The organism is Streptomyces sp. NPDC058663, from assembly GCF_042716745.1.
Taxonomy (GTDB): Bacteria; Actinomycetota; Actinomycetes; order Streptomycetales; family Streptomycetaceae; genus Streptomyces.
In genome coordinates this window covers 80,932-92,613 of the sequence record NZ_JBHXRV010000016.1, presented here as the reverse complement: position 1 = coordinate 92,613, position 11,682 = coordinate 80,932, and the positions used below count along the sequence as shown (strand labels likewise).

Genomic DNA, 11,682 nt, shown 5'->3' with positions numbered 1-11,682 from the left:
CGTGCGGGGCCGTACGGGTCAGCGGGCTCCCGTGCGGTCCCAGAAGTCGGTCAGCGCCCGGGAGGTCTCCGCGGGGCCGTCGGTGTTGGGGGAGTGCCCGGCCCCCTTGATCACGGTGCGGTGCGCCCCGAGGCGTACGGCCATGTCGTCGAGCAGCGGGACCGGCCAGGTGTCGTCGACCGTGCCCGAGACGACGTGCACGGGCAGGCGCAGGGCCAGCAGTTCGGCGACGCGGTCCGGCTCGGTGCTGAGCAGGCGTCCGGTCGCGGTCAGCTGGGCGGGGCTGTGGCGAAGCCAGCGGCGGCGGAGAGCCTCCTCGTGCTCCCTGGTCCGCCCGTCGGTGTCCGTCTCCTCCGGTACGGGGGTCTCCATCGCCTGCATCGCGTCCCAGACCTCGCCCATCGACATCACCGCGAGCGCCTGCGTCAGCAGGGCGATCTTCTCCTGCTGGGAGGGATGGACCTCGGCGGGCCCTGAGGACATCAGGGTGAGGGAGCGGAAGGGAGCGGGGTCGCTGAGGGCGGCGGCCCGCGCGATCTGCCCCCCGAGGGAGTGGCCCACCAGGTGAACGGGGGCCGACGCGCCGCCGACGGCAGCCGCCTGGGCCAGTACATCCCGGGCCAACTCGGCCTGGGCGTAAGGAGATTCGTCGTCCGCCGGACCCTCGGACTCGTACTGGCCGCGACCGTCCACGGCGACGGCACGATAGCCCGCCCCGGCGAGCGGCGCGAGCATCGCGATGAAGTCCTCCTTGCTGCCGGTGAAACCGGGCAGGAGGAGGGCGGTGCCGCGGGGAGCGGCAGCGGGCCCGGCATCGAGGGCGGCGAAGGTCCCGCGCTCCGTGCGGAGGGGGACGGCCTGAACGCCGGCGGGCGGGACGAAGGTGGGCGGCCTGCTCATGCCCCGAGGTTACCGGGGAGTCGGCCGGGTGCAGGGAGGGCATGGGCGGCGTCGTACCCGGCCGCGGTGCGGTGCCGTCTCTCCGAGGAGGGGCCAAGGCCGCCCCGGCCCGCCCCGGGCGGAAGGACGACGGCCCCGTTCCACCCCCGGGCGGAAACACGACGGCCCCGTCGCTCCCCGGGCGGGGGGAGGGACGGGGCCGTCGTCGGAGGAAGCGGGTCAGCTCTCCGTGGTGGTGCGGCGCGGGGCGCGGCGGCGGCGCGGCTTGGCGTCGCCCTCCGGCTCCGTGGCGGGCGCGCCGGTCCGGGCGGTGGACGCCTGGGCGGCCGTCTTCTTGGCGGCGGTCTTGCGCGGGGCCGCCGCACGGCGCCGGGGCTGCGTCGGCTCCGGCTCCGCCATGGGCGCCATCTGGAAGTCGACCTCGGGCTCGGCGGAGACCCGCGCGCGGACCGGGCGCTTCAGCCGCGGACGCGCCGGAGCCTCGACGACCTCGGACACCTCGGCTGCCTTGGCGGCCCTCGCCGGAGCGGCCTTGCGGGTCGCCCTCGCCCTGACCGGCTTGGCCGGCTCGGTGTCCTCGGCCTCGACCAGGACCTTGGCGGTCCTGGTCCGGCTCCGGGTGGCCTTGACCTCTGCGGTCCCGGCCTCCTCGGCAGGCGCCTCGACGGCCGGAGCCGCGGCCTCCTGGGCGGCCGGCTCCGTCGCCGCGGCCTTGCGGGTACGGGTACGGGTCCTGGGCGCGGCCGGAGCCTCGGCCGGAGCCGGGTCCTGCACGGCCGCAGCCTCCGCCGGTGCCGGCTTCCGCACGTCCGGGGCCTCGGCGAGCGCGACGCCCGCGGACGCCGTGCCCGCGGCGGGGCGGGTCCGGCGGCGGCGACGGGGCGTGCGCGGCTCCGTACCGTCGGCCGGGGAGGCGGAAGGGGCCTCGGCCTGGCTGTCCACGGCGGGGGCCGCCGGGGCCTCTGCCGTGTCCCCGAGGTCCGAGCCGCTCCGGGTGCGGCGGCGCTGACGCGGCGTACGCGTACGGGCCGGACGCTCCTCGGTCACCACGGCGGCTGCCGCGGCTGCGGGCGCCTTGCGGCCGCGGCCGCCGGTCTCGCCCAGGTCCTCGACCTCTTCCGCGCGCAGTCCGGCGCGAGTGCGGTCGGCCCGGGGCAGTATGCCCTTGGTACCGGTCGGGATGGAGAGGATCTCGTAGAGGTGGGGGGACGTGGAATACGTCTCCTCGGGCTCGTCGAAGGGGAGGTCCAGCGCCTTGTTGATGAGCTTCCAGCGCGGGATGTCGTCCCAGTCGACGAGGGTGACGGCGATGCCCTTGGCGCCCGCGCGGCCGGTGCGGCCGACGCGGTGCAGGTACGTCTTCTCGTCCTCGGGCGTCTGGTAGTTGATGACGTGCGTGACGCCCTCGACGTCGATGCCGCGGGCGGCGACGTCGGTGCAGACCAGGACGTCGACCTTGCCGTTGCGGAAGGCGCGCAGCGCCTGCTCGCGGGCGCCCTGGCCGAGGTCGCCGTGGACCGCGCCGGACGCGAAACCGCGCTTCTCCAGCTGGTCGGCGATGTCGGCGGCGGTGCGCTTGGTGCGGCAGAAGATCATCGCGAGTCCGCGGCCGTCGGCCTGCAGGATGCGCGAGACCAGCTCCGGCTTGTCCATGTTGTGCGCGCGGAAGACGTGCTGCGTGATGTTCTTGACGGTCGCGCCGTCGTCGTCCGGCGAGGTGGCGCTGATGTGCGTGGGCTGCCTCATGTACTTGCGGGCCAGACCGATGACGGCGCCGGGCATCGTCGCGGAGAACAGCATGGTCTGACGCTTCGGCGGAAGCATCTTCATGATCTTCTCGACGTCGGGCAGGAAGCCCAGGTCCAGCATCTCGTCGGCCTCGTCGAGGACGAGCGCGCGGATGTGGGACAGGTCGAGCTTCTTCTGGCCGGCCAGGTCGAGCAGCCGGCCCGGGGTGCCGACGATGATGTCGACGCCCTTCTTGAGCGCCTCGACCTGCGGCTCGTAGGCGCGGCCGCCGTAGATCGCCAGGACGCGCACATTGCGTGCCTTGCCGGCCGTGAGCAGGTCGTTGGTGACCTGCTGGCACAGCTCGCGGGTGGGGACGACCACGAGGGCCTGCGGGGCGTCGGTCAGCTGCTCGGGCTTGGCCCGGCCCGCCTCGACGTCCGCGGGAACGGTGACGCACTCCAGAAGCGGGAGACCGAAACCGAGGGTCTTGCCCGTACCGGTCTTGGCCTGGCCGATGACGTCGCTGCCCGCGAGGGCGACGGGGAGCGTCATCTCCTGGATGGGGAAGGGGGACGTGATGCCGACCGCCTCAAGGGCTTCGGCCGTCTCGGAAAGGATGCCGAGGTCTCGGAACGTAGTCAGGGTGCTGCCTCTTCTGTGAGACGCGACCTGAGGCGAACAACGGGGGTCGTACCGTGCCTGGGGAGTTCATCCGGCCTTGGGAGGACCGGGTGGCGCGGGACCACTGCCATTGCTCTAGCGCTCACGTCGCTGAGGGTTCCCTCGTCCGCGGTGATGCGTGTGCACCGTGCGCAGGAGGGCTGTCGGGTCGGAGCCGATCGGGCCACCGACCGGGCATCCTCATTCGGATGGCCTGCGGAGTTGCGTACGAACCGGGGTTCGCAGGCATGAAAGCTCAGCAAGCGCATTACCACTGTACCCCGGATTCGCGCATGTGTGTTGGGTGAATTCGTAGGAATGGTGGGGCGGCGGGGTAGGGGGCGGTCGCTGAGCAGGCGCGCCCCGGCCGTCCGCCGTCCTCGGGCACGCCCGGCCCGGAACGCTATTGTGCGCTTTATGGACACGCCTGACACCCCCGCCGGAACCCCTGCCGAGACCGCCCCCGAACCCACCGGAATCGCTGCCCAGGACTGGGCGACCGCGTCCGTGGAGCCGACCTACCGTGCCGCGGTCGTGGACCTGCTCGGCGCGCTCGCGTACGGCGAGCTGGCGGCCTTCGAGCGGCTCGCCGAGGACGCCAAGCTGGCGCCGACGCTGGGCGACAAGGCGGCGCTGGCGAAGATGGCCTCCGCCGAGTTCCACCACTTCGAGCGGCTGCGCGACCGGCTCTCCGCCATCGACGCCGAGCCGACCGCCGCCATGCAGCCCTTCGCGAAGCCCCTGGACGACTTCCACCACCTGACCGCCCCATCGGACTGGCTGGAGGGCCTGGTCAAGGCGTACGTCGGCGACTCGATCGCCAGTGACTTCTACCGCGAGGTCGCCGCCGCCCTGGACACCGACACCCGCTCGCTGGTGCTGGCCGTCCTCGACGACACCGGGCACGGCGGCTTCGCCGTCGAGAAGGTGCGTGCCGCCATCGAGGCCGACCCGCGGGTCGGCGGGCGGCTCGCGCTGTGGGCGCGGCGGCTGATGGGCGAGGCGCTCTCGCAGGCGCAGCGCGTGGTCGCCGAGCGCGACTCGCTCTCCACGATGCTGGTGGGCGGGGTGGCGGACGGCTTCGACCTCGCGGAGGTCGGCCGGATGTTCTCCCGCATCACCGAGGCGCACACCAAGCGGATGGCCGCGCTGGGGTTGGCCGCCTGAGCCGCAGGCCGGTGCGGCGGCGCAGCCGGAGCTACGCCGCCGCCGACCTGCGGCGGATACGGCGGGTGGGGCGCAGGAGCAGCGAGAGGGTGACGGCACCCACCGTGGCAGCGCCGAGCAACGTGACCAGCGGGTGGCCGGGGCCGACGGCCATGTGGGTGAGCCAGGCACCGAAGACGGCGCCGAGCAGGCCCGCGATCAGCACGTGCGGGCGCGCGGGCAGCCGGTCGGGCAGCCGGGACGCGGCGGTCCAGGCGAGGCCGAGGCCAAGGATGACGGAGCCGAGAGCTTCCCAGATCAACGCGATTCCCTCCTGCACGGCAACGTGGGCAAATGGGTCGTAGCCCGTCTTACCCGGGGGGTGCCGAACGCAATCCTTCCTGGGCGTGCAGGCATACGAACAGCCTGTGCACAGAAGGCGAACGGCACGTGAGAACACCTGCCCGCGGCGTGCAGGGACACACGTGCCCGGCCACGTGCACGCGGAAGGGCGCGCAGGTACGGGAAACGGAACGGGCGGGACGGCGTGAGGCGGGGCGGCACGGGAAACGGAACGGGCGGGACGGCGTGAGGCGGGGCGGCGCGGGAAGCCGCCCGACCCCCTCACCACGTGCACGCGGAAGGCCCGGCGGGAGAGATCCCGCCGGGCCTTCCGGTTCTGCGTGTGCGAGCAGTCGTGAGACTCCCGCGTACTGCGCGTACTAGAGGGCGCCGAAGCCCACCCGACGCTGGGCCGGCTCGCCGATCTCCACATAGGCGATCCGGTCCGCCGGCACCAGGACCCTGCGGCCCTTGTCGTCGTTCAGGCTGAGCAGCTGTGCCTTGCCGGCCAGCGCGTCGGCCACCGCGCGCTCGACCTCCTCGGCAGACTGCCCGCTCTCCAGAACGATCTCCCGGGGTGCGTGCTGCACGCCGATCTTGACCTCCACGGCTATGTCCCTCCGACGATCTGGGTCGGCGCGGTCATCCCGCGCCGTACGTCCCGCCACATTAGCCCGGTGAGCGGACGTGATCGGCGCTCAGGGACACGCCGGGAGCGAACACGGCGCCCCGGCCGGGCCCGCGCCGGGCCCCGGCGACCGTCTTGGGCGGCCGGTTCCGCCGCCGGAACCCGTGCGGGCGCCGGTCAGTGCTGGTCGGTGCCGTGCAGCGGGAAGCCGGCGATGCCCCGCCAGGCCAGCGAGGTGAGGAGCTGGACGGCCGTCTCCCGCGGAATGGTGCTCCCGCTGGACAGCCAGTAGCGGGCCACCACCTGGGAGACCCCGCCCAGGCCCACGGCCAGCAGCATCGACTCGTCCTTGGACAGGCCGGTGTCCTCGGCGATCACCTCACTGATCGCCTCGGCACACTGCAGCGAGACCCGGTCCACGCGCTCGCGCACGGCCGGCTCGTTCGTCAGGTCCGACTCGAAGACCAGGCGGAACGCGCCGCCCTCGTCCTGTACGTACGCGAAGTAGGCGTCCATGGTGGCCGCGACGCGCAGCTTGTTCTCCGTGGTCGACGCGAGCGCCGTACGGACCGCCTGGAGCAGCGACTCGCAGTGCTGGTCGAGGAGGGCCAGGTAGAGGTCCAGCTTGCCGGGGAAGTGCTGGTAGAGCACCGGCTTGCTGACGCCCGCACGCTCGGCGATGTCGTCCATCGCCGCCGCGTGGTACCCCTGTGCGACGAAGACTTCCTGCGCCGCGCCCAGCAGCTGGTTGCGTCGGGCCCGGCGTGGCAGGCGGGTGCCGCGTGGGCGTGCCGCCTCTGTCTGCTCGGTGGCTGTCACGCCGCCTCCCATGTCTTTCCTGTTTCACGGACCTCTCACCGCACGGCTGTTCCGTGTGATGTGCGCCGCAGGGGCCATCGTACTTTTGAGTAACCCCTGTGTGCGTGGTGCGGACGCAGAATTTCACGGAGCGGACACCGCGGGAAGGGCCGCAGGCCCCCGGCGGGCGGAGGCCCGGACGGGATCAGCGGTAGTCCTCCTCGTCGAGGGGGACCACGCGGGACTGTTCGGCGGCGTCCGCCTCGTTCGCGGCTGCCGGGTCGAAGGAGGGCGGCGGGTCCTCCTGGTCGGGCACCACAGCGGTGTGCTGTTCGGCGGCGTCGGCCTCGGGGGCCTCGTCGGGGAGCGGGGTGCCCTCGGCGGGCTGCTCGCTGTCGTAGGTGTCCGGGTCGGTGGGGTCCATGTCGCTCATGGTGTTCCGCCTTTCCGGCGCGTACGGAGTCATGTGCGTGCACGTCTCCTTTCGAGCGTAGGAGCGAGGGGGAGCGCGCGCCATGCGGCCCGAGCGGGGGAGCGCGGGCGTGCGCGGGGAGCGGTCCGGGCGGAGGGGGCGCGCGGGGCGGGGCCTGAGCGGAAGGGGCGCGCGGGGTGCGGCCTGGGCGGAGGAGGCGCGCCGGGTGCGGCCTGGGCGGGGAGGCGCGCGGGGTGCGGCCTGTGACCGCGAACACATGAGCCCCTGCGTGATCGTCTCGTAACATTGGCGCCATGGATTCGACCGAGCTGCCGGAAGCCGGCGCAGTCGCGCCACTGCCCCTGGTCAGTGCCGTCAAGGTCGCGGAGGGGGAACAGCTGCGGTCCGTCACCCTGCCCGGGCTGACGCTGACCGTGCGGTCGCGGCCCCCGGCGCGCTCCGGACTGCCGTCCGCCCTGTACGTGCACGGACTCGGCGGATCGTCGCAGAACTGGTCCGCCCTGATGCCCCTGCTGGACGAGGTCGTCGAGAGCGAGGCCATCGACCTGCCGGGCTTCGGGGACTCCCCGCCGCCCGCGGACGGCAACTACTCGATCACCGGTCAGGCGCGGGCGGTGATCCGCCACATCGAGGCCGCCGGACGCGGTCCCGTCCACCTGTTCGGGAACTCGATGGGCGGCGCCGTGTCCACCCGGGTCGCCGCCGTACGCCCCGACCTGGTGCGCAGCCTGACCCTGATCTCGCCCGCGCTGCCCGAACTCCGGGTGCAGAAGACGGCGGTGCCCACCGCGCTGCTCGCGATCCCCGGCGTGGCCGGGCTGTTCGCGAAGCTCAGCAGGGACTGGACCGCGGAGCAGCGCACCCGGGGCGTGACCGGGCTCTGTTACGGCGATCCGGGGCGGGTCACGCCGGAGGGATTCAGGGCGGCCGTGGACGAGATGGAGCGCAGGCTCGAACTGCCGTACTTCTGGGACGTGATGACCCGCTCCGCGCGCGGCATCGTCGACGCCTACACCCTCGGTGGCCAGCACGGGCTGTGGCGGCAGGCCGAACGGGTGCTGGCGCCCACGCTGCTGGTGTACGGCGGGCGGGACCAGCTCGTGGGGTTCAGGATGGCGCGCCGCGCCTCGGCCGCGTTCCGCGATTCCCGGCTCCTGACTCTTCCGGACGCCGGGCATGTGGCGATGATGGAGTACCCCGAACTGGTGGCCGACGCGTTTCGTGGGCTGATCGGCGACAGTGGTACGGACGACAACCGTGCGACGGGTGGCACGGGCGGGACTTCAGGTGCGCGGAACGGCGTACGCACAGCAGCGCAGCAGACGAAAACGCAGCAGAAGAATACGCAGCAGACGAAAACTAGGAGCTGATCCGGCGCGTGGGACGTCATAGCCGCCGAGGTGCCGCACCGCAGGGTGCCGACGAGACCCCAGGCATACCCGGGGGCGGCGACGCCAGAGGTACGGGCGGCGCGCCCGGGACGTCCGGCACACCCGGCAACGGGCGGCGCCGGCGCGGCGACACGGGGGCCCTGCCGCGGGTCCAGGACACCACCGGGCCGCTGCCGCGCTTCCAGCCGCACCATCTGGCGGGCGGCCCTTCGCACTCCCCGCAGGAGGAGCAGCAGGTCCGGGGCGGGCACCCGGAACAGCGCGAGCCGGGCGGCGGCTGGGGCGGCACCAGGCCTACGGGCGCAGTCGGCGACACGGGCGGCGGAAGGTACGGCGACTGGGTCGGTGCGCCGCGGGGCGAGACCGCTTGCACGCCGTCCGCGGCCCGGCCGCAGGCCGGGCCCGGCCCCGGGGTACGGCTCCCGGGGCAGCGCACCGCGGGGTCGCAGACTGCTGGTCCGCACGCTGCGGGATCGCAGGCGTCCGGCCCCCATGCTCCCGGCACGCATGTTTCCGGTCCGCACGCCCAGGGTCCCCATGTGCCCGGGCCCCGGGTCGACTTCGTGGCGGTGTTCGACGAGCCGCGCCCCGAGGTGCGGCCGACCGCGCCGGAGGCTACGGCCGCCAGCGACCCGTACGACGCCGTCACCGATGGGGACGACGCGGCGGCCGCAGGCGGCGACTTCGACGACCCGGACGGCCCGGACTCCTCCGGCACGGGCGCCCCGCGCGCCAAGCGGCACCGGGTCCGTACCGCCGCCGGAGTGTCCGCTGCCGTCGTGACCGCCACCCTGGCGGTCGTGGTGGCCGGGCAGCAGTCCGGCACCGGTGGGGACGCCAAGGACGCGGCGGCGCCCGGGATCGGGGACCGCCGCTTCGCCCACGGTGCCTCGCGCGACGAGGAGCGGGCCACGCCGCAGGGCGGCGCCGAGGCTCCGGCGGTGCGCGCCGCTCCGGCGACGTACGAGCAGCGCATGTCCGAGAAGCTGAAGATGGCCGCGGACCAGAAAGGGCCCAACACCTTCGACACCGTTCCCGGAGAAAGCCCGGCGCCTGGCAAGGGAAAGGTGTGGAAATACCGGGTGGACGTCGAGAAGGACATGGGGCTCGACGGGAACTTCTTCGCCGACGCCCTCCAGAAGACCCTGAACGACAAAAGGAGTTGGGCCGGGAACGGCGAGATGACATTCGAGCGGATTTCCACCGGCGAACCGGATTTCGTCGTGACGCTCGCCACTCCCGTCACCACCGATCTCTGGTGCCAGAAATCGGACCTGGACACGCTCGACCTGAATGTCTCCTGTGATTCCGCCGCCACCGAACGCGTCATGATCAACGCCTACCGCTGGGCCGGCGGCTCGCCGACCTTCGGCGACGACAAGCTCTTCGCGTACCGGCAGATGCTCATCAATCACGAGGTGGGCCACCGGCTCGGGCGCAATCACGAGTACTGCGACAAGGACGGCGCGCTCGCACCGGTGATGATGCAGCAGACCAAGACGCTGCAGACCAAATCGAGGACCTGCAGGCCCAACCCGTGGGTGCACCCCGGGAATTGAGAGGCGCCCCGCCCCCGATGATCAGCATGTGAGACGCCGTCTCACGGCAGGATTGACATGGGGTGGCGGGGTCGTTCATATTTCTAGGCATGTCGAACCGTCACGCAGCCGCCACCGATCGCGAAGCCATTGAGCTCGCGCTCATCGGTGTGACCGCGCACTGCGTCGCCGACATTCTCTGTAGCTGACGCCTGCCTTTTCGCATTCTGTCCGCAGGCGCGGCATTTCCACTGTGACCGTACGGAAACCCTCTCGGGTCTCCGCGGGTTCCCCCGGAATTCCGGGCGCCTGCGTGTGCTCATTTCTTACCTGTTCCGGGTGCGCCGTTCGCCGTGCCCGGCATTCCGAGAGGTACTTCCGCCGTGCTCCGTGCATCCGCCATGTCCAGACGAGCAGCCGTCATAGCCGCAGGGCTCGCCCTCACCACCCTCGCCACCGCCTGCGCCGGACCGCAGGGCGACGGCGGGGCCGCGACCACCGCCGGCGGCAAGGCCGGCGCGCCCCAGCAGGGCGGCACCCTCCAGATCCTCAACCGGAAGCCGCAGAGCGACTTCGACCCCGCCCGGCTCTACACCTCCGGCGGCGGCAACGTCCCCTCCCTGGTCTTCCGCACGCTCACCACCCGCAACCGGGAGAACGGCGCGGAAGGCACCAAGGTCGTCCCCGACCTCGCCACCGACCTCGGCAAGCCCAGCAAGAACGCCACCGTGTGGACGTACACCCTCAAGGAGGGGCTCAAGTACGAGGACGGCACCCCGATCACCAGCGCCGACATCAAGTACGGCATCGAGCGCTCCTTCGCGGCCGAACTGTCCGGCGGCGCACCGTACCTGCGGGACTGGCTGATCGGCGGGGCCACGTACCAGGGTCCCTACAAGGCGAAGAAGGGGCTCGACTCGATCGAGGTGCCCGACGCGCGGACGATCGTCTTCAAGCTCAACAAGCCGGAGGGCGAGTTCCCCTACCTCGCCACCCAGACGCAGACCACACCCGTGCCGAAGGCCAAGGACACCGGCACCAAGTACGAGGAGCACCCGCTCGCCTCGGGCCCGTACAAGGTCGTCAGGAACGAGAACGACGGCGAGCGCCTCGTCCTGGAGCGCAACCCGCACTGGGACGCGAAGACGGACCAGGAGCGCAAGGCCCACCCGGACCGGATCGACGTGCGCTCCGGCCTCGACCCCTCCGTCATCAACCAGCGGCTGTCCGCGAGCGCGGGCGCCGACTCCGCGGCCGTGACCACCGACAACAACCTGGGGCCCGCCGAACTCGCCAAGGTCGCCGGGGACAAGAACCTCGCCGCCCGCGTGGGCACCGGCCACTTCGGCTACACCAACTACCTCGCCTTCAACCCCAAGGTGAAGCCCTTCGACAATGCGAAGGTGCGCCAGGCGGTCGCGTACGCGGTCGACCGTTCGTCCGTGATCAACGCGGCCGGCGGCTCCTCCCTCGCCCTGCCCGCGACGACGAACCTCCCCCCGCAGAAGTCCTTTGGCCACGTCACGTACGACCACTTCCCGGCGGGCGCCACGGGCAACGCGGCCAAGGCGAAGGAACTCCTCAAGGAGGCGGGGTATGCCAATGGCCTCACCCTCACGCTGACGCACTCCAACGCCAAGGACCGCGAGACCAGCCCGGAGATCGCCACGGCGCTCCAGGACGCCCTGAAGAAGGCCGGGATCACCCTGGAACTCAAGGGACTCGAGGAGAACGACTACAGCGACACCGTGCACAGCGTGAAGAAGCAGCCCGGTCTCTTCCTCGCACACTGGGGCGCCGACTGGCCGTCCGGCGGGCCGTTCCTCGCCCCGCTCTTCGACGGCCGCCAGATCGTCAAGGACGGCTCCAACTACAACAGCGCGCAGCTCGACGACCCGGCCGTCAACAAGGAGATCGACGAGATCAACAAGCTGACCGACCTGTCGGCCGCCGCCGCCCGCTGGGGCGCCCTCGACAAGAAGATCGGCGAGCAGGCGCTCACCGTGCCGCTGTTCCACCCCGTCTACAAGCGGCTGTTCGGCAAGGACGTCAAGAACATCGTCATCAGCGACTGGACCGGTGTGCTGGACGTCTCGCAGGTCGCGGTCAAGTAAT

Annotated in this window: 11 protein-coding genes; 5 read left to right on the top strand and 6 right to left on the bottom strand. The window is 72.2% G+C overall.

Annotated features, from left to right (window positions below; translation table 11 throughout):
• Nucleotides 1–18: 18 nt before the first annotated feature.
• Together ACFWVV_RS14455 and ACFWVV_RS14450 are read right to left on the bottom strand one after the other, a co-directional pair.
• Entirely contained in the window at nucleotides 19–900 is an 882-nt protein-coding gene (locus tag ACFWVV_RS14455; RefSeq protein WP_384346210.1) for an alpha/beta fold hydrolase, read from the bottom strand.
• Nucleotides 901–1,119: 219 nt separating this feature from the next.
• On the bottom strand, nucleotides 1,120–3,183 hold the full coding sequence (locus tag ACFWVV_RS14450) for a DEAD/DEAH box helicase (protein WP_384346207.1): 2,064 nt from the start codon (nucleotides 3,181–3,183) through the stop codon (nucleotides 1,120–1,122).
• 516 nt (nucleotides 3,184–3,699) lie between these two features.
• Between ACFWVV_RS14450 and ACFWVV_RS14445 the strand changes: the two genes are divergently transcribed.
• Nucleotides 3,700–4,458, top strand: a complete 759-nt coding sequence (locus ACFWVV_RS14445; RefSeq protein WP_384346204.1) for a ferritin-like fold-containing protein — start codon at nucleotides 3,700–3,702, stop codon at nucleotides 4,456–4,458.
• A gap of 31 nt (nucleotides 4,459–4,489) precedes the next feature.
• Here the strand turns inward: ACFWVV_RS14445 and ACFWVV_RS14440 are convergent, their stop codons facing one another.
• From ACFWVV_RS14440 to ACFWVV_RS14425, 4 genes are all read right to left on the bottom strand, one after another.
• Nucleotides 4,490–4,759: a hypothetical protein gene (locus tag ACFWVV_RS14440; protein WP_384346201.1), complete on the bottom strand. Its 270-nt coding sequence runs from the start codon at nucleotides 4,757–4,759 to the stop codon at nucleotides 4,490–4,492.
• 400 nt (nucleotides 4,760–5,159) lie between these two features.
• Complete coding sequence (locus ACFWVV_RS14435) at nucleotides 5,160–5,387, bottom strand: DUF3107 domain-containing protein (protein WP_384346198.1); 228 nt, start codon at nucleotides 5,385–5,387, stop codon at nucleotides 5,160–5,162.
• A gap of 197 nt (nucleotides 5,388–5,584) precedes the next feature.
• On the bottom strand, nucleotides 5,585–6,226 hold the full coding sequence (locus tag ACFWVV_RS14430; protein ID WP_384346196.1) for a TetR/AcrR family transcriptional regulator: 642 nt from the start codon (nucleotides 6,224–6,226) through the stop codon (nucleotides 5,585–5,587).
• 184 nt (nucleotides 6,227–6,410) lie between these two features.
• The gene (locus ACFWVV_RS14425) at nucleotides 6,411–6,638 is read right to left on the bottom strand and encodes a hypothetical protein (protein ID WP_384346193.1); all 228 of its coding nucleotides are present in this window, start codon (nucleotides 6,636–6,638) and stop codon (nucleotides 6,411–6,413) included.
• A gap of 293 nt (nucleotides 6,639–6,931) precedes the next feature.
• Between ACFWVV_RS14425 and ACFWVV_RS14420 the strand changes: the two genes are divergently transcribed.
• The 4 genes from ACFWVV_RS14420 to ACFWVV_RS14405 all read left to right on the top strand — a co-directional run bounded on the left by ACFWVV_RS14420 (nucleotide 6,932) and on the right by ACFWVV_RS14405 (nucleotide 11,681).
• On the top strand, nucleotides 6,932–8,008 hold the full coding sequence (locus tag ACFWVV_RS14420; RefSeq protein ID WP_384346190.1) for an alpha/beta fold hydrolase: 1,077 nt from the start codon (nucleotides 6,932–6,934) through the stop codon (nucleotides 8,006–8,008).
• Between the two features lie 560 nt (nucleotides 8,009–8,568).
• Nucleotides 8,569–9,588 (top strand): DUF3152 domain-containing protein, encoded by a 1,020-nt coding sequence (locus ACFWVV_RS14415; protein ID WP_384346187.1) that lies wholly within the window; start codon nucleotides 8,569–8,571, stop codon nucleotides 9,586–9,588.
• A gap of 89 nt (nucleotides 9,589–9,677) precedes the next feature.
• Nucleotides 9,678–9,776 (top strand): Ms4533A family Cys-rich leader peptide, encoded by a 99-nt coding sequence (locus ACFWVV_RS14410; RefSeq protein ID WP_384346184.1) that lies wholly within the window; start codon nucleotides 9,678–9,680, stop codon nucleotides 9,774–9,776.
• A 192-nt stretch (nucleotides 9,777–9,968) separates the two neighbouring features.
• Nucleotides 9,969–11,681: an ABC transporter substrate-binding protein gene (locus ACFWVV_RS14405; RefSeq protein WP_384346181.1), complete on the top strand. Its 1,713-nt coding sequence runs from the start codon at nucleotides 9,969–9,971 to the stop codon at nucleotides 11,679–11,681.
• Nucleotide 11,682 lies beyond the last annotated feature (1 nt).